The sequence below is a fragment of the Actinomadura sp. NPDC048032 genome, from assembly GCF_040653175.1.
GTDB lineage: Bacteria > Actinomycetota > Actinomycetes > Streptosporangiales > Streptosporangiaceae > Spirillospora > Spirillospora verrucosospora.
Genome location: NZ_JBEZJP010000149.1, coordinates 1 through 16,470, shown reverse-complemented (window position 1 = coordinate 16,470; position 16,470 = coordinate 1). Strand labels below are relative to the sequence as shown.

The 16,470-nt window shown below is 72.8% G+C and carries 19 protein-coding genes and 1 pseudogene; 4 read left to right on the top strand and 16 right to left on the bottom strand.

What is annotated here, in order from left to right:
- From AB0C69_RS20620 to AB0C69_RS20610, 3 genes are all read right to left on the bottom strand, one after another.
- Positions 1-336 (bottom strand): YciI family protein (locus AB0C69_RS20620; protein WP_360355724.1); only part of this gene is annotated, 336 nt, incomplete at its 3' end.
- A gap of 144 nt (positions 337-480) precedes the next feature.
- Positions 481-975: a GNAT family N-acetyltransferase gene (locus tag AB0C69_RS20615; protein ID WP_353834342.1), complete on the bottom strand. Its 495-nt coding sequence runs from the start codon at positions 973-975 to the stop codon at positions 481-483.
- An 84-nt stretch (positions 976-1,059) separates the two neighbouring features.
- Positions 1,060-1,446, bottom strand: a complete 387-nt coding sequence (locus tag AB0C69_RS20610) for a DUF4440 domain-containing protein (protein WP_353834341.1) — start codon at positions 1,444-1,446, stop codon at positions 1,060-1,062.
- Positions 1,447-1,500: 54 nt separating this feature from the next.
- Here AB0C69_RS20610 and AB0C69_RS20605 point away from each other — a divergent pair, with 54 nt between their 5' ends.
- Positions 1,501-1,860 carry a helix-turn-helix domain-containing protein gene (locus AB0C69_RS20605; RefSeq protein ID WP_360355720.1) on the top strand — a complete coding sequence of 120 codons (360 nt, stop codon included), beginning with the start codon at positions 1,501-1,503 and terminating at the stop codon, positions 1,858-1,860.
- Positions 1,861-1,942: 82 nt separating this feature from the next.
- Here the strand turns inward: AB0C69_RS20605 and AB0C69_RS20600 are convergent, their stop codons facing one another.
- Complete coding sequence (locus AB0C69_RS20600) at positions 1,943-2,971, bottom strand: nitronate monooxygenase (RefSeq protein WP_360355718.1); 1,029 nt, start codon at positions 2,969-2,971, stop codon at positions 1,943-1,945.
- A 66-nt stretch (positions 2,972-3,037) separates the two neighbouring features.
- On the opposite strand from AB0C69_RS20600, the gene AB0C69_RS20595 reads away from it, so the two are divergent.
- Complete coding sequence (locus tag AB0C69_RS20595) at positions 3,038-3,946, top strand: NAD(P)-dependent oxidoreductase (protein WP_345180290.1); 909 nt, start codon at positions 3,038-3,040, stop codon at positions 3,944-3,946.
- Positions 3,947-4,075: 129 nt separating this feature from the next.
- On the opposite strand, the gene AB0C69_RS20590 is transcribed toward AB0C69_RS20595, so the two are convergent.
- The gene (locus AB0C69_RS20590; protein ID WP_360355715.1) at positions 4,076-4,876 is read right to left on the bottom strand and encodes a hypothetical protein; all 801 of its coding nucleotides are present in this window, start codon (positions 4,874-4,876) and stop codon (positions 4,076-4,078) included.
- A 221-nt stretch (positions 4,877-5,097) separates the two neighbouring features.
- A complete protein-coding gene (locus AB0C69_RS20585; protein ID WP_360355712.1) occupies positions 5,098-5,475 on the bottom strand; it encodes a nuclear transport factor 2 family protein in 378 nt (125 codons plus the stop codon).
- A gap of 87 nt (positions 5,476-5,562) precedes the next feature.
- Here AB0C69_RS20585 and AB0C69_RS20580 point away from each other — a divergent pair, with 87 nt between their 5' ends.
- Entirely contained in the window at positions 5,563-6,348 is a 786-nt protein-coding gene (locus AB0C69_RS20580; RefSeq protein WP_360355710.1) for a helix-turn-helix transcriptional regulator, read from the top strand.
- On the opposite strand, the gene AB0C69_RS20575 is transcribed toward AB0C69_RS20580, so the two are convergent.
- The 4 genes from AB0C69_RS20575 to AB0C69_RS20560 form a co-directional block, all read right to left on the bottom strand.
- Positions 6,326-7,420: an NAD(P)-dependent alcohol dehydrogenase gene (locus AB0C69_RS20575; protein ID WP_360355707.1), complete on the bottom strand. Its 1,095-nt coding sequence runs from the start codon at positions 7,418-7,420 to the stop codon at positions 6,326-6,328. The genes AB0C69_RS20580 and AB0C69_RS20575 overlap by 23 nt on opposite strands.
- Before the next feature lie 10 nt (positions 7,421-7,430).
- Positions 7,431-8,678, bottom strand: coding sequence for a cytochrome P450 (locus AB0C69_RS20570; protein ID WP_360355705.1), 1,248 nt, complete (start codon positions 8,676-8,678; stop codon positions 7,431-7,433).
- Positions 8,679-8,807: 129 nt separating this feature from the next.
- Positions 8,808-9,575 (bottom strand): crotonase/enoyl-CoA hydratase family protein, encoded by a 768-nt coding sequence (locus tag AB0C69_RS20565; RefSeq protein WP_360355703.1) that lies wholly within the window; start codon positions 9,573-9,575, stop codon positions 8,808-8,810.
- A gap of 10 nt (positions 9,576-9,585) precedes the next feature.
- Positions 9,586-11,346: an acyl-CoA dehydrogenase family protein gene (locus AB0C69_RS20560; RefSeq protein WP_345180309.1), complete on the bottom strand. Its 1,761-nt coding sequence runs from the start codon at positions 11,344-11,346 to the stop codon at positions 9,586-9,588.
- 92 nt (positions 11,347-11,438) lie between these two features.
- Here AB0C69_RS20560 and AB0C69_RS20555 point away from each other — a divergent pair, with 92 nt between their 5' ends.
- Positions 11,439-12,170: a PaaX family transcriptional regulator C-terminal domain-containing protein gene (locus tag AB0C69_RS20555; protein ID WP_360355700.1), complete on the top strand. Its 732-nt coding sequence runs from the start codon at positions 11,439-11,441 to the stop codon at positions 12,168-12,170.
- Positions 12,171-12,180: 10 nt separating this feature from the next.
- Here AB0C69_RS20555 and AB0C69_RS20550 read toward each other — a convergent pair whose 3' ends face one another.
- From AB0C69_RS20550 to AB0C69_RS20525, 6 genes and pseudogenes are all read right to left on the bottom strand, one after another.
- On the bottom strand, positions 12,181-13,305 hold the full coding sequence (locus tag AB0C69_RS20550) for a zinc-binding dehydrogenase (RefSeq protein ID WP_353834334.1): 1,125 nt from the start codon (positions 13,303-13,305) through the stop codon (positions 12,181-12,183).
- Positions 13,302-13,718: a thioesterase family protein gene (locus tag AB0C69_RS20545; RefSeq protein WP_360355696.1), complete on the bottom strand. Its 417-nt coding sequence runs from the start codon at positions 13,716-13,718 to the stop codon at positions 13,302-13,304. Before AB0C69_RS20545 ends, AB0C69_RS20550 begins: the two co-directional genes overlap by 4 nt.
- Positions 13,719-13,939: 221 nt before the next feature.
- Positions 13,940-14,566, bottom strand: a complete 627-nt coding sequence (locus tag AB0C69_RS20540) for a superoxide dismutase (protein ID WP_360355693.1) — start codon at positions 14,564-14,566, stop codon at positions 13,940-13,942.
- 133 nt (positions 14,567-14,699) lie between these two features.
- On the bottom strand, positions 14,700-14,858 hold the full coding sequence (locus AB0C69_RS20535; RefSeq protein WP_345180322.1) for a hypothetical protein: 159 nt from the start codon (positions 14,856-14,858) through the stop codon (positions 14,700-14,702).
- A 55-nt stretch (positions 14,859-14,913) separates the two neighbouring features.
- A complete protein-coding gene (locus AB0C69_RS20530) occupies positions 14,914-15,909 on the bottom strand; it encodes a ribonucleotide-diphosphate reductase subunit beta (RefSeq protein WP_360355690.1) in 996 nt (331 codons plus the stop codon).
- A 41-nt stretch (positions 15,910-15,950) separates the two neighbouring features.
- Positions 15,951-16,470 (bottom strand): annotated as a pseudogene (locus tag AB0C69_RS20525) (ribonucleoside-diphosphate reductase subunit alpha); the annotation flags it as partial.

Genomic DNA, 16,470 nt, shown 5'->3' with positions numbered 1-16,470 from the left:
GACGCGGCGGATCTCGGTCTTGAAGCCGGGACCGGCCGGCGCCCGCCGGGCCCACTCGACGGCCTCCTCCTTCGAGGCCACGTCGAGGATGTAGAACCCGCCGAACAGCTCCTTCGTCTCGCCGTACGGGCCGTCGGTGACGACGGGCGGCTCGGAGGAGTGGTCGACGACCACGCTCTCGGACGGGTCGTCGAGCCCCTCGGCGGCGAGCAGCACCCCGGCCTGGATCAGTTCCTGGTTGAACCGGCCCACGGTCTCGATCATCTCGGCGGGGTCCGTGTCCGCCATGCCCGCGTACGCCTCGTCCGTCGCCCGCATGATCAGCATGTACTTCATCGCTCTGTCTCCGTGTGCGTCCGGGCCCCTCCGCGGGGCCCTCTCATCCCTAGGTCGAACGGAGGACGGCTTGGATCGACACGTCCCCCCGTATTTCTTCCCAGAGACGTCGCCGCGCACGAAACACCTGGTCAGGGCGCTGCCTCAAGGGCGCCAGTACAGCGCCGGGTCAGGGTGGTCGACGAAGCCGAGGTCGCGGTAGAGGCGCTCGCCGTCGCGGGAGGCGTGCAGGTCCACGCGCGCGACGTCGCGCTCCCGGAACCAGTCGAGCAGGCCGTGCATGATCGCGCGGCTGTGGCCGCGGCGCCGGTGCGCCGGATCGGTGACCACGCCGATCACCTGGCCGAGGCGGCCGCTGGGCAGGTGCGGGCCGGGCAGCCGCTGCTCGAAGGTCCCGATCCCGCACGCGGCCAGGCCGCCGTCGCCGTCGCCGTCCACGACGAGGATCCGCACCGTGTCCGCCGTCAGCTGCTCCTTCAGCACCGTGGCGAGGGTGTGCCGCCACCCGTCGTCCCCGGCCGGCGGGGCGAAGAACTCCCCGCCGAGATCCTCGAAGAGCAGCGCCCGCAGCCGCACGAGCTCCGCGACGTCGCCTTCCACCGCCTGCCGCACCCCGGTGCGGCGTCCGTCCTGGTCCATGGGACAAGAGTGACGTAATTACTTCACGCACCTCAACCCTTACAGCGGACGCCGTGAACCGCGACGCGGCTGCCCATGGCCGCCCTACGCGCCGGAGGCGGCCGTGCCGAAGGGGTTGTCGAGGACGTAGCGCCAGCGGCCGTCCGGGCCCCGGCGGGCGACGTCGGTGGCGGTGCCCTCGATGCGGACCGGGCCCTCGGCCCCCTCGCCTTCGATCACCCAGTCGACGATCAGCAGGGCGAGGTCGCCGGCGGAGTAGACGTGGCGCGGAGCGACCCTGATCGGCAGGCCGAGGGCCATGAAGCGGGCGTTGGCGGCGTGGGCGTCGGCGCCGGTCAGCGGCGTGCCCGGTGCGGGGACGAACACCGCCCCCTCCTCGTACAGCTCGGCGACCGCCGCCGCGTCGCCGCTGTTGAAACGGTCGGCGAAGACGGGCGCGACGTCCTCGGGGCGTTCGGCCAATGGGCGCATCGTCGTCCTTCCGGGTAGACAGGTCCAGGACGCGAAACGCTAGGAGGCGCTCTCGTGACTCACCAAACGGTCAGCCATCCGGGGCTGCCGGACGATCCGCGCGCGGACGCGGCGGAGCCCACGCCGTCCTGCCCGGTGGAGATCACCCTGCACGCGCTGCGCGGGCGCTGGACGACGCTGGTGGTCCGCGAGCTCCTGCGGGGCGACCGCTCGTACAGCGAGCTGCGGCGGGCCCTCCCGACCCTGTCCGACAAGGTGCTGGCCGACCGGCTGGCGCAGCTCGCCGAGGCGGGCGTGCTCGAACGGGAGAGGCAGGCGGGCTGGCCTCCGCGCACGCGGTACGCGCTCACCGCGCGGGGCCGCCGCCTGGGGCCGGTGCTCCAGGCCATGTGGGACTGGGGCGCCGAAGCGTAGTCAGGCGGTCGGCCCCCTCAATCGGGGGCTCCTCGGGCCGGGTGACGGCGAACCCTCCGGCGGAGGATCGCGAGGTCGGGCATCAGGCGGGAGCGAGGGACTCCACCAGGGCGGCGGCGGGGGTTTCGGTCGTCTCTCGGAACGACTCCCCTGCCCAGAGGTTGACGCCGTCCGGGTCGCCCTGGGCGGCGGACGCCCGGCGCAGCGGCGCCGTCACGTAGTGGACGTCCGGGTAGGCGGCGGGGGCGTCCCCCGAGTGCTCGGCGAGGAAGCGGTTGATCAGGCCGCGCGCGGGACGTCCGCTGAACGCCCTGGTCATGGCGGTCGAGGTGAAGCGGGGATCGGTGAGGGCGGCCTTGTGGACGGCGCTGGCGCCGCTCTCCGGGCAGCGCAGGAACGCCGTCCCGAGCTGGGCGGCGGCGGCGCCGAGAGAGAGGACCTCGGCGACGTCGGCGGCGGTGGCGAGGCCCCCGGCGGCGATGAGGGGCTGCCGGGTGATCTCGCGGACGGCCCGGAGCAGCGCGCGCAGCGGCAGCGGGTCGTCGAGGGTGTTGGCGAACGAGCCCCGGTGGCCCCCGGCCTCGGAGCCCTGGAGGCAGAGCGCGTCGGCGCCGGACGCCCGGCGGGCCTCGTCCGGGGAGGTCACGGTGACGACGACGGACGCGCCCCTGTCCTTGAGGGCGCGGATGACGTCCGGGGCCGGGCAGCCGAACGTGAAGCCGACGACCGCGGGCGGGTCGGACACCAGGTCGGCGATCTTCGCGTCGTAGGCGTCGTCGCGGGCGCCCGGGGTGCCCGGCTCCACGCCGAGGCGGGCGGCCTCGGGGGCGAGGAGGTCGCGGTACGCGGCGATGGCGGCCGGGTCGATGTCGTCCAGGGACGGCATGAAGACGTTCATCCCGAACGGGCGGGACGTCAGCTCGCGCGTGGCGGCGATGTCGGCGCGCATGGCCTCGGTCGTCTTGTAGCCGGCGGCGAGGAAGCCGAGGCCGCCCGCGTTCGAGACGGCGGCGGCCAGCTCCGGCGTCGACGGCCCGCCCGCCATGGGGGCCTGCACGATCGGCAGGTCCGCCGGCAGGGCGCTCGCTTCTGTCCCATTCCTGCTCACCATCCGCACGATAATCGCGGGGGACGCCGGGCGGTGACGCCGGGGTCGCGGCGAGGGAAGGGGGACGGCGTGCGGGTGCTGCTGCACTACGACATGGATCATGAGGAGCCCGGTCTCGACATCGTGAGCTGCTCGGAGCAGGACGACGCGCGGTTCGCGGGGCTGCTGCCGGACACCGAGGTGCTCTGGCACGTGCTGCGCCCGGTGACGGCCGCCGACATGGACCGGGCGCCGAAGCTGCGGCTGATCCAGAAGCTCGGCACGGGCGTGAACACCATCGACCTGGACGCCGCGGCGGAGCGCGGGATCGCGGTCGCGAACATGCCGGGCCGCAACGCGCAGGCCGTCGCGGAGACGTCGCTGCTGCTGATGCTGGCGGCGCTGCGGCGGGTCGTGCCGTTCGACGCGCGGACGCGGCGCGGGGAGGGGTGGCCCGCCGGCCGGTCCCTGGTGGGCGGCGAGCTGGCCGGACGGACGGTCGGGCTCCTCGGCGGCGGCGAGATCGCGACCCTGCTGCGCGGGATGCTGGAGGCGATCGGGGCGACCGTCCTGTACACGACCCGGCGGCCCCGGCGCGACGACCCGGCCTGGCGCGAGCTGGACGATCTGCTGGGCGCCAGCGACGTCGTCTCGGTGCACGTCCCGCTGACGGACGAGACCCGTCACCTGCTCGACGCCGGAAGGCTCGCGCTGCTGCCGGAGGGAGCGATCGTGGTGAACACCGCGCGCGGCGCGGTGATCGACGAGGCGGCGCTGGTGGCGGCGCTCACGTCGGGACGTCTCGGCGGCGCGGGGCTGGACGTCTTCGAGAAGGAGCCCGTGGACGCGGGGAACCCCCTGCTGGCTCTCGACACTGTGGTCGTCATGCCGCACGTGGCGTGGCTGACCCGCGAGACGTGGGACCGCTACTTCGCGGTCGCCGCGGAGAACTGCCGCCGCCTCGCGCGCGGCGACGACCTCCTCCACCGCGTCGTCTGAACGCAGGCCCGACCCGAGCAGGAGGTGCATGCTCCGGTCCGGCGCTTGGCGAAGACCAAGTGGGCCCGCACGACGTGCGGACCCACGGCTCGGGCCCCGGCCGGCCTCATTCACCGGCCGAGGCTTGGGTCAGAAGGACAGGCCCATCGAGACCACGTAGCCCTCGTAGTCCTCCTCGGGCTTCCCCTCGGAGTTGAGGTGCACCGACGGTCCGTCGATGTCGATGTGCTCGACCTTCTTGTGGGCGGCGAGCAGATCGAGCATCCACTCCACGTCCGTGGGGGTCACCGGCGCCGCCGGGAACCACTGGTCACCGACGAAGTACCCGGTGGACCCCTGCACGTTGGCCATGACGAAGGGGCTCTCCCGGACGAGGGAGTTCGTGAAGTTGCGGACCCCGTACCGGACTTCCCGCGGATCGGCGGTGAGCGACTCCGCGACGAAGTGCATCGTCCCGATGTCGAACTCCCCCTTGGGAAGGTCCTTGAAGATGTCGCCCTGCACGACCGTGGCGCGCTTGCGCAGCGTACGCCGCGCCCACTCGAAGTCGCGGTTGCCGACGAACGGCGCGACGATCTCCCAGAACGGCTTCCACGAGTCGCTGAGGTGCTTGACCTCGCCCCTCAGGTACTCGACGTTGGCCGCCCCGTACTCGAAGAGCGTGATCTTCCGGCAGTACCCCAGCATGCTGAGGGTGGGGTACAGGTTCGACCCGGGCCCGACGTCGATTCCGTGGGAGAACTGTCCCTTTCCCTCGGAGTAGCGCCACAGAGCGATCTGGCTGAACCAGTTGGCCCCGCGCCCGAGGATCTGGGCGTCGTCGCCGCGGAGCTGCTTGTAGTTGGTCTCCCGGTACTTCTCCGGATCGAAGTTGTCCCAGGGGAACCTGTTATTCGTACCGGAACTGGTGTCCGGCTTATTGGTCTTCACCTGTGTCTCCTTTGCGGAAGTCCGCCGACCCAAATGGCGGACTGCTCGGCATCGCCCACCTGGAGGGCGATGCTTTGCGGAAAACCGTCCGTGCGCTCCCACCTCCCGCCACCGCGGATCTCAGATTCTGAGACGTCTTTCGGATGACGGCATCGGGACCTCGCGCCTGAAGCCGCCCCCGGGTGGATCCGGGGACGGCTTCGGCCGCGAGGTCTACCGGGTCAGACCGCGGCGGGGGCCCACCAGGTGAGGTTGGCGGGCGCCTGGGCCACCGGCTCGATGATCTCCCAGGCTTCGGCGAGCAGCCCGTCGTGGATGCGCCAGACGTCGACGACCGCGATCTCCGGGCCGTCCGGGATCCGCCGCCGCGTGTGCAGCACGACGTGCTCGCCGTCGGCCAGCAGGTGGCCGATCTCGACCTGCATGCCGGCGAGCGGGGTGAGCGCCGCCTCGACGGCGGCGAGCCATTCGTCCCTGGTCGAGGAGGCGTCCGGCCGGTGGTGCACGAAGTCCTCGCTGAGCAGCGGCCGGAGCCCCTCGGTGCTGCCCGTGGCGAGCAGCTCGGAAAGGGCCCGCTGAACGATTTCCTTGTTGGTCATGGCCGCAGTGTTCCGGCGGTGGCCGCGGGCTGTCGATGAACTCCCATTTCATGGCGTTCCGTTCCACGATGAGTAATCTCGACGACCGTGGACACGATCGGGGAGCTCCTGCGGCAGTGGCGGCACCACCGGCGGCTCAGCCAGCTCGACCTCGCGATCGCGGCCGACGTCTCGGCCCGGCACGTCAGCCTCGTCGAGACGGGCAAGTCCAACCCGAGCGCCGCGATGGTGCTGCGGCTCGCAGACCAGCTCGACGTGCCGCTGCGCGACCGCAACCGGCTGCTGCTCGCGGCCGGCTTCGCCCCCCGGTACGCCGAACGGCCCCTCGACGACGACGCGCTGTCCGCCGCCCGGAGCGCGGTCGAGCGGGTGCTCCGCGCGCACGAGCCGTATCCGGCGCTGGCGTTCGACCGCCGCTGGAACATCGTCATGACCAACCGCGCCGTCGGGCCGTTCCTCGCGGAGGTCGACCCCGAGCTGCTCCGGCCGCCGGTCAACCTGCTGCGGCTCGGCCTGGACCCGCGCGGGCTCTCCCGCCTCGTCGTCAACCTGGCCGACGTGCGCGCGGTGTTCCGGTCGCGGGTCAGGCGCCAGCTCGCCGCCGCGCCCGACCCCGGCCTCGCGGCCCTCTACCGGGACCTGCTGGAACCCGGACCCGAGGACGCGCCCTCGGACGCCGACGTCATGATCCAGATGATCGTCCGGTTCGGGGGGCGGGAGCTGCGGCTGTTCTCCACCATCACCACGTTCGGCACTCCCCTGGACATCACCCTGGACGAGGTCGCCGTCGAGTCGTACTACCCGGCGGACGCCGAGAGCGCCTCCTGGTTCGAGAACCCTGGCCCAGGGCTCACGGGACCAGTACCGGCTTGACGACCTTGCCGGACGTCGTGTCGGCCTCCGCCTCGTTGATCTGGGCGAGCGGGTAGGCGGTGACCAGCCGGTCGAACGGGAAGCGGCCCTGCCGCCACATCTCGATCATCCGCGGGATGAACGTGTGCGGGACGGCGTCGCCCTCGATGATGCCCTTGACCGTCCGTCCCATGAGCAGGAGGTTGGCGTCCAGCCGGTACTCGGCGGCGCCGACGCCGACCAGGCCGCAGACGCCGGTGGTGCGCAGCGAGGCGACCGCCGTCGAGACGACCTCCGGGACGGCCGTGGAGTCGAACGAGTACTGCACGCCCTCACCGCCGGAGATCGCCCGGATCTGCCCGGCGATGTCGTCGTCCGCCCCATGGAGGACGTGGGTGGCGCCGAGCTCGCGGGCCAGGTCGAGCCGGGACTCGTGCAGGTCGACGGCGACGATCGTGGAGGCGCCCGCGATCCGCGCGGCCATCACGGCGGCCAGCCCGACGGCGCCCGCGCCGAAGACCGCGATGCTGTCGCCCGCGCGGACGCCGAGCGACACCAGCACGGAGGCGGCGCCGGTCTGCACGCCGCAGCCGAGCGGCCCGAGCACGTCGAGGGGGACGTCCTTGGTGACCGGGACGACGTTGCGGGCGGTCCCGAGGGCGTGGCTCGCGAACGACGACTGCCCGAACCAGCGCGTGTGGACGGGCTCGCCGCCGGGGCCGGTGGCGCGGGGCGTCCCGTCCAGCGGCATCGCGAGCATGTTGAGCGCGGTCATCTGCGTGCAGGCGCCGGGCTTGGCGGCGCGGCAGTTGGCGCACTCCCCGCACGAGTCGAACGACATGACCACGTGGTCGCCGGCGGTGAGGCCGGTGACGCCGGAGCCGACCGCCTCGACCACGCCGGAGCCCTCGTGCCCGAGGACGACCGGCTTCGCGACGAGGTCGCCGGGGACGCGCCCGAGCAGGTCGGTGTGGCACATCCCCGCGCCCGCGATCCTGACGAGGACCTCGCCGGGCCCGGGGTCGGCGAGGTCGAGCGACTCGATCGTGTAGGGGGCGTCTGCGGCGCGCAGCACCGCGGCTTCGATCTGCACCGGGGGTTCCTTAGGCGAGGGAGTAGCGGACGGGGAGGCGCTTGAGGCCGCCGACGAAGGTCGTGGCGATGCCCTCCGGCGGCCCGGCGAGCTCGATCGAGCCGAGGCGGGGCAGCAGCTCCTCGAAGAAGGCGCGGACCTCGATGCGGGCCAGCGCCGCGCCCAGGCAGTAGTGGACGCCGAAGCCGAACGCCAGGTGCCGGTTCGGGTCGCGGCCGACGTCGAAGCGGAACGGGTCGTCGAAGACCTCCTCGTCCCGGTTCGCGGACGGGTAGGACAGCAGCACCGCCTCGCCCTTGCGGATCGTGACGCCGCGCAGGTCGTAGTCCTCGGTGGCGGTGCGCATGAACTCCTTGACCGGCGTGACCCAGCGGATCATCTCGTCCACGGCGAGCGGCATCAGCTCCGGCTTCTCGCGGAGCCGCTCGATCTGGTCGGGGTGCTCGATGAGCGCGTGCAGGCCCCCGGCGATCGTCGCGCTGGTGGTGTCGTGCCCGGCCGTCGCGACGATCACGTAGTAGGACGCGGTGTCGAAGTCGTTGAGCGGCTCGCCGTCGACGCGCGCGTTCGCGATGGCGGAGGCGAGGTCGTCGGTGGGGTGCTTGCGGCGCTCCTCCGTCAGGCCCTGGAAGTAGGCGAAGAAGTCCAGCAGGACCTGGAGCTTCTCCTCGTTGGTCGTGCCCCGCTGGAACTCGGCGTCGTCGCCGCCGAACAGCTCCTGCGTGAGCTTCAGCATGCGGTCGAAGTCGCTCTCCGGCAGGCCGAGCAGCGAGAGGATCACGTACAGCGGGAAGTGGACGGCGACCTCGCGCGCGAAGTCGCACTCGCCGCCGAGCTCCACCATCCGGTCGACGTACCGCCTGGCCAGCTCGCGGACGCGCGGCTCCAGGGCCCGCATCGCGCGCGGCCGGAACCAGTCCGCGCCGATCGCCCGGATCACCCGGTGGTCGGGGTCGTCCATGTGGACGAGCGTGCGCAGCGCGATGCCCTGCTCCGCGCGCTGCCGGTTCAGCGCGTCGAACTCGGCGGTGCCGAGCACCGGGCGCGGGGCGTTCAGGAACAGCCGGTGGTTGCGCTCGACCTCCAGGACGTCCTCGTGCTTGGTGATCCCCCAGAAGGGCGTGTAGCCGGGGGCCTCCACCCGGTGCACCGGGGACTCGCGGCGGAGCAGCGCGAGGGACTCATGGAACCGCCGGTCATCGGCGTAGGCCTTCGGGTCGGCGAGCGCCAGGCCCGCCTCCTCCACGGTCAGCGTCATCGCTTTCGCTCTCCTCGCTCACGGCGGCCGCCCCTCAGGAACCTACGGTCCCGAATTGCGTTCGGTCAACGACCTTCGGAGCCATGTCGGCGGGCGCGGACGCCAGGACGCCGGGCGCGCCGCGGGGGCTCAGATGTCGCCGAAGTCGCCGTGCCGTCCGCGTCCGCTCGCGAACCGCCCGGCGCCCTCGACGGCATCCTCCATGGAGCGGAGGCCGTGGCGGTACTCGGCGGCGATCGCCTCGTCCTCGGGGAGGCCCTCCGCCTCCAGCGCCGACAGCCGGTCGCCCCGCAGGCAGGTCTGCGGGAACCGCGCCAGCCCGGCCGCCAGCTCCTCGGCCGCCTCCCGCGCCTTGCCCAGCGGGACGAGCCGGTTGGCGAGGCCGATCTCGAACGCCTCCCGCCCGTCCACCGGCCGCCCGGTGAGGATCATGTCCATGGCGCGGCTCGCGCCGATCAGCCGCGGGAGCCGGACCGTCCCCCCGTCGACGAGCGGGACGCCCCAGCGCCGGCAGTAGACGCCGAAGGTGGACGTCTCCTCCGCGACACGCAGATCGCACCACAGCGCCAGCTCCAGGCCCCCGGCGACGGCGTGGCCCGCGACCGCCGCGATGACCGGCTTGGACAGCCGCATCCGCGTGCAGCCGAGCGGCCCGTCGGCCGGGGGCGGGTCGAAACGCGGGCTGCGGACGGTGCCGACCGAGGTGAGGTCGGCGCCGGAGCAGAACGTCCCGCCCTCGCCCCACAGGACGGCGACGCTCGCGCCGTCGTCCGCGTCGAACTCGCGGAACGCGGCGGCCAGCTCGCGCGCCGTCGGCCCGTCGACGGCGTTGCGCGTTGCCGGACGGGACATCACCACCGTGGTCACCGGGCCGTCCCGCTCGATCCGTACCGCCACGCGCGGCCTCCTAGTCGTCGGTGAACGCGCCGTCCGCCAGCTCGTCGAAGCGTTCGAGCTCGTCCGCCGGGTCGTCGATCCCCCGCAGCGGACCGGGGTCGGCGAGGTGGCTCCGAGCGTAGAGCCGCGCGACCAGCGCCTTGCGGTCCTCGCCGGAATCGGCGCGCTCCCACCCGGCCTGCTCCAGCAGCAGCGCCGCCGCGTACACGTCGGCCATGTACTGGGCGAGCGGGTAGAGGCGCGCTTCGGCCACGTTCCTGTCGAGCCCGCGCCACTTCTCTATGGCCTCGCGGAGATGACCGATGCTCTGCCCGACCAGCGCGGCCGTCTCGTCGTCCCCGCCGGGCGCCCGCCGGACGGCCTGGTCGAGCCGTTCGAGGAACGGCTCGTGCGCGTCCTGCCGCTCGACGGCGCGGCGGACGTCCAGGCACAGGATGTTGTCGCCGCCCTCCCAGATGGGGTTGACCTGCGCGTCCCGCAGGATCCGCGCGACCGGCCACTGCTCGATGTAGCCGTTCCCGCCGTGGATCTCGATGGCGTCGCTCGCGGCCGTCACGCCCAGCCGCGCGGCCCGCAGCTTGATGAGCGCGGCCCCGAGCCGCAGCCGGGGACGTCCCAGGTAGCCGTCGAAGACGAGCGCCTGCACGGCCTCGGTCTCCACGATCAGCTCGGCGAGCTTGCGGCGCATGAGCGGCTGCGCGCCCAGCGGCGCACCGAACGCCTCGCGCGCCCGCGTGTAGCAGAGCGACTCGACGAGGGCCCGCCGCGCGCAGCCGAGGCCCATCATCGAGATGCCGAGCCGGGCGCCGTTGGTCAGCTCCATCATGCGGGCCAGGCCCCTGCCGTCCCCGCCCTCGCCCGCGCTCGACGCCGGGGCCAGCAGGAACGCCTCCGCGTCGGTGAACTCGATCTCGGCCGACGCCACCGACCGCGTGCCGAGCTTGTCCTTGAGCCGCCGGATCCGGACGCCGTTGCGCGAGCCGTCCCGCCGCTCCCGCAGGACGAGGAACGGCGCGATGCCCCGGACGCCGTCCACGGCCCCTTCCGGCTTGGCCAGCACGACGAAGGCCGAGCCGTTGGCGTTGGAGGCGAACCACTTGAAGCCGTTGAGGCGCCAGGCGTCGCCCTCCCGGGAGGCGGTCGACTCCAGCGCGCCGAGGTCCGAGCCGCCCGACCGCTCGGTGAGCATCTGCGCGGCCTCGCCGGACATCTCCCCGGCCGCGAACAGTTCCCGCACCCGCGCCCTGACGTCGTCCGGCGCGAACATCTCCGTCAGCCCCACGACCATGTCGCCGCCGGTGCCGAGCGCGCACGCCATGCCGATGTCGGCCTGGTCGAGCAGGTAGCTCCAGGCGACGCCCATCGGCGCGGGGTCGGTCCCGGCGCGCTTCGCCTCGGCCACGAAGTCGGGCCGGGTGAAGGACGTCGCCACGATGTCCCGGCGCGCCGCCTCGAACGAGGGCGGCATGACGACCTCGCTGATGTCGCGTCCCCACCGGTCGTACTTCTCCAGGCGCGGCGGGTTGCGGTCCGTCTCCTCGGCCCGCTCGGCGATCGGGCCGCCCATCAGCGCGCCCATCTCCCTGAGGCGGGGCTCGGCCCAGCCGAAACCGTCGCCCAGGTGCCGCCGCATGAGGAACCGCAGCGTGGGGTCGCAGTCGTACCAGTTGCGGCCGGCCGCGCCCCGGTAGCGCTCGGTGGCGTAGCGGCGCGCCTTCTCCGCGCCCCCGAACGGGAGCCGGTCGAACGACTCGATGAGGTAAGACGCCATGCCCCGAACATTACACTTACAGCTCACGCGGCGAAAAGAGTGTAATCTGAGGACGAGGCCACCCTCCCTCCCCGGTAGGGTCACCACCAGCCATGGACAGCCTGGAGATTCGCCCGCTCACCGCTCGGTCCGTCGTCCTGAGCACGCTGCTGGGCGTCCACCCGCCCCGCCTCCCGGCCCGCTACCTCGTCCGCGTCGGCGACCTGTTCGGCATCGCGGAGGGGACGATCCGGGTGGCGCTGTCGCGCATGGTCGCCGCCGGCGACCTCGTCCAGTCCGGCGGGACGTACGCCCTCACCGAGCGCCTCCTCGCCCGCCAGGCCCGGCAGGACGAGGCGCGCCTCCCCCCGACCCGCCCGTGGGACGGCGCCTGGGAGATCGCCGTCATCACCGCCGAGCGCCGCCCCGCCGCCGACCGCGCCGCGCTGCGCCAGGCCATGTCGACGCTGCGGCTCGCCGAGCTGCGGGAGGGCACCTGGCTGCGCCCGGCGAACCTGACCCGGCCGCGCCCCGAACCCGTCGTCCGCCAGTGCACCTTCCTCACGGGCCGCCCCGAGGAGGACCCCGCGGCCCTGGCCGCCTCCCTCTGGGACCTGGACGCCTGGACGGCCAAGGCCGACGCCCTGCGCGCCGCCCTGGCCGGGGCGACCGCGATCGCCGAGCGCTTCACCTACGCGGCGGCCGTCCTGCGGCACCTCCTCAACGACCCGCTCCTGCCGCCGTCACTGCTGCCCGCCGACTGGCCGGGCCCCGTTCTGCGCGCCCGCTACGAGGCCTTCGAGGCCGACTTCGAGCAGCTCCTCACCACCCACGTCCTCGCCTGAGGCCGTCCTCTCAGGGGAAGGTGACGAGCTGGCGGACGGCCTCGCCGGTGTGGAGGCGGTCGAAGCCCGCGTTGATCTCGTCGAGGGGCAGGCGGCCGCTGAGGAGGGCGTCCACGGGAAGGGCGCCGTCGCGGTACAGGGCGATGAAGCGGGGGACGTCCCGCCGGGGAACGCAGGAGCCGAGGTAGCTGCCGCGCAGGGTCCGCTCCTCGGCGACGAGGCTGAGGGCGGGCAGGGTGAGGGGCGCGCCGGGGGCCGGGAGGCCGACGGTGACGGTCGTTCCGCCGGGACGGGTGGCCGCGTAGGCCTGTTCGAGGACGGCGACGACGCCCGTCGTGTCGATCACCTTCTCCGCGCCGCCGGACGTCAGGTCGCGGATCGCCTCGACGGCGTCCGGACCGCCCGCGACGGGCCGGGCGCCGAGGCGCCCGGCGAGGTCCCGCTTGGACGCGACGACGTCCACGGCGAGGACGGTGGAGGCTCCGGCGGCCTTCGCGGCGAGGACGGCGGACAGCCCGACGCCCCCGAGGCCGAAGACGGCGACGGTGTCGCCCGGCGACACGGCCGCGCTGTGGAGGGCGGCGCCGGCGCCGGTGAGGACGGCGCAGCCGAACAGCGCGGCGACGTCGAAGGGCAGGTCGCGGTCGATCCTCACGGCGGAGCGGGACGAGACGACGGTGTACTCGGAGAACGCCGAGACGCCGAGGTGGTGGTGGGGGCGCGTGCCGTCCGGGGCGCGGAAGCGCCTGCCGCCGCCGAGCAGGGTCCCGGCGCCGTTGGCCTGGGCGCCCGGCCCGCAGAGGGCGGGACGTCCGGCGACGCAGCGCTCGCAGTGCCCGCACGCCGGGACGAACGCGAGCACGACGTGGTCGCCGGGCGCGAACTCGGTGCCCGGCCCGGTCTCCACGACCTCGCCCGCGGCCTCGTGCCCGAGCGCCATCGGCAGGGGGCGCGGCCGGGACCCGTTGATGACGGACAGGTCGGAGTGGCAGAGGCCGGCGGCGCCGATCCGGACCAGGAGCTCGCCGTGGCCGGGCGGGTCGAGGCGGAGCTCGGCGATCTCCAGGGGGCGGGACGCGGCGTAGGGGGCGGGGCGTCCCGACTCGACGAGGACGGCCGCGCGGGTGGCGGTCATGCGGCCACCAGCTTCTGCATCTCGGTGCGGACGGCTCCGGTGATCTCGACCGGGCGGCGGGTGCCGCGGTCGACGAACACGTGGACGAAGTGGCCCTCGGCGATGAGCGCGCCGTCCGAGCCGCGCAGCATGCCGATCTCCCACCGGACGCTGGACCGGCCGAGCTTGCCGACGCGCAGCCCGACACGGATCGTGTCGGGGAACGACGCCTCGGCCTTGTACTCGCAGTGGGACTCGACGCACAGCGCGATCGAGCCGGAGGTCGCCGGGTCGAAGCCGGCGGTCCGGATCATCCACTCGTTGATGACGGTGTCCATCATCGAGTAGTGGACGACGTTGTTGACGTGCCCGTAGACGTCGTTGTCCTTCCACCGCGTGGGGACGTTCTCCCAGTACAGGTACTCGCCGGTCATAAGGAGCAGACTAGGGGCGGGGCCGCGGCGGCGCCGCACCGGCCGGGCACGACGGTGACCGCGCACCGTGTCGCCCGGCTGCGCGAGGGCGCGCGCACAACCCTCGGCGTCCGCGTCCGGCAAGGCGGAAGCGGCGTTCACCGGGCCGCGAGGAAAGGTTCTGAGCACGATCCCGGCCTGGTGAACGCCGCCCCTCAGCGGCGCCGCGCCGACGCCGCCGTCTATCGGGAGGACGCCGCGCTCTCCGGTCGGGCGCGGGCCGCGTCGAAGCGGGCCCGGACGTCCGTCCAGTTCACGAGCGACCAGAGCCTCTCCACGTAGTCCGGCCGGACGTTGCGGTACTGCAGGTAGTAGGCGTGCTCCCAGGCGTCGAACACCAGCAGCGGCGTCGTGTTCATGCCGACGTTGCCGTGGTGGTCGTAGACCTGCTCGACGACGAGGCGCCTGCCGAGGGGCTCCCATGCGAGGACGCCCCAGCCGGAGCCCTGCACGGTGGAGGTCGCCGCCGTGAGCTGCTTCTGGAACGCCTCGAACGTGCCGAAGTGCTCGTCGAGGGCCGCCGCCAGTTCCCCGTCCGGGCGGTCGCCGCCCTCCGGCGACAGGTTGTCCCAGAAGATCGAGTGCAGGACGTGGCCGGAGAGGTTGAACGCGAACGTCTTCTCCAGGCCGACCAGCCCGCCGTACTGCTCCTTCTCGCGCGCCTCGGCGAGCCTCTCCAGCGTGTCGTTGGCGCCCTTGACGTAGGCGGCGTGGTGCCGGGAGTGGTGCAGCTCCAGGATCTCGCCGGTGATCGCCGGCTCCAAGGCGGCGTAGTCGTAGGGCAGGTCGGGAAGCGTGTAGTCGGCCATACGGCCACTATTGCAAACGAGTTGCAGTTACGTCCAATGCGCAACACCGGCGCGTCCGGAGCGCGACACGGAACGGACCCGCCCTCGGGACGAGGGCGGGTCCGGTTTCTGTTCCTGTTTCGCTCGGTGGGGGTCAGTAGCGGCGGCGTCCGCCGCCGCGCCCGCGCGACAGCAGTCCTCGGATCTTCGCCTGGGTGCGCGGGTCCCGGGCGAGCCGTTCCGCGCGGGCGCGCGCCTTGCGGCCCTGCGGGCTCCGGGCGAACCGCTTGATGCGGTCGATGACGGAAGGCATGTTCTTCCTCCTCGGCCTTGTCCTCACGGTTCAACGACTGCCCGTTCCGAAAGGTTCAGAACGCCTCGTCGAGCGCGACCGTCCCCTCCACCCCGATCTGGTAGGCCGAAACGCGCCGCTCGAAGAAGTTGGACAGCTCCTGGACGTCCTGCAACTCCATGAACGCGAACGGGTTCGCGGTGCCGTAGCGGGCGGGCAGGCCGAGCCGGACGAGCCGCTGGTCCGCGACGTATTCGAGGTAGGCGCGCATGTCGTCCGCGCTCATGCCGGGCAGGCCGTCCCCGCACAGGTCGCGGGCGAACGCCAGCTCCGCCTGGACGGCCTCCTCCATCATCGCGGCGACCTCGGCCGTCAGCTCCGCGTCGAACAGCGCGGGCTCCTCCGCCCGGACGGTGTCGACCACGGAGAACGCGAACTCCATGTGCATTGACTCGTCCCGGAAGACCCAGTTCGTCCCGGACGCGAGGCCGTTGAGCAGGCCGCGCGACCGGAGCCAGTACACGTAGGCGAACGCGCCGTAGAAGAACAGCCCCTCGATGCAGGCCGCGAAGCAGATGAGGTTCAGCAGGAACGCCCTGCGGTCGGCGGCGGTGCGGAGCTTCTCCAGGGAGCCGAGCGAGTCGATCCAGCGGAAGCAGAACTCCGCCTTGGCCCGGATGGACGGGATGTGCTCGATCGCCGCGAACGCCTTGACGCGCTCGTCCTGATCGGGCAGGTAGGTGTCCAGGAGGGTCAGGTAGAACTGGACGTGCACGGCCTCCTCGTACAGCTGCCGCGAGAGGTAGAGCCGGGCCTCCGGCGCGTTCACGTGCTTGTAGAGGTTGAGGACGAGGTTGTTCGCCACGATCGAGTCGCCGGTGGCGAAGAACGCGACCAGCCGGTTGACGAGGTGCAGCTCGTCGGGCGTGAGCCGCGCGAGGTCCGCCAGGTCGGAGGCGAGGTCCACCTCCTCGACCGTCCAGGTGTTGCGGATCGCGGCCCGGTACCGCTCGTAGAAGTCCGGGTAGCGCATGGGCCGCAGCGTCAGGTCCATGCCCGGGTCGAGGAGCATGCCCCGCCCCTCCGCTCGCCGCTGTTCTTCCGCTCGCTCGGTCACTGGCACGCCTCGCAGGTCTCGGGGTTCTCCAGGGAGCAGGCGGCCGCGGCGACCGTCGTCTGCGCGATCCGCGTCGCCGGGCGGGACCGCAGGTAGTAGGTCGTCTTGAGCCCCGCCCGCCAGGCGTAGGCGTACATCGAGGAGAGCTTGCCGATCGTCGGCGTCTCCATGAAGAGGTTCAGCGACTGCGACTGGTCGATGTACGGGGTGCGGGCGGCGGCGAGGTCGATGAGCGCCTTCTGCGGCAGCTCCCAGGCCGTCCGGTAGAGCGACAGCATCTCCTCCGGCAGGTCGACCAGCCCCTGCACGGACCCGTTCGCCTTCTTGACCACCTCGCGGACGGCCGGCGTCCACAGCCCGAGCGACTTCAGGTCCTCCACCAGGTAGCGGTTGATCTGCAGGAACTCGCCCGACAGCGTCTCGCGCTTGAACAGGTTGGACACCTGCGGCTCGATGCACTCGTAGCAGCCCGCGATGGACGCGATCGTCGCGGTCGGCGCGATCGCGACGAGCAGC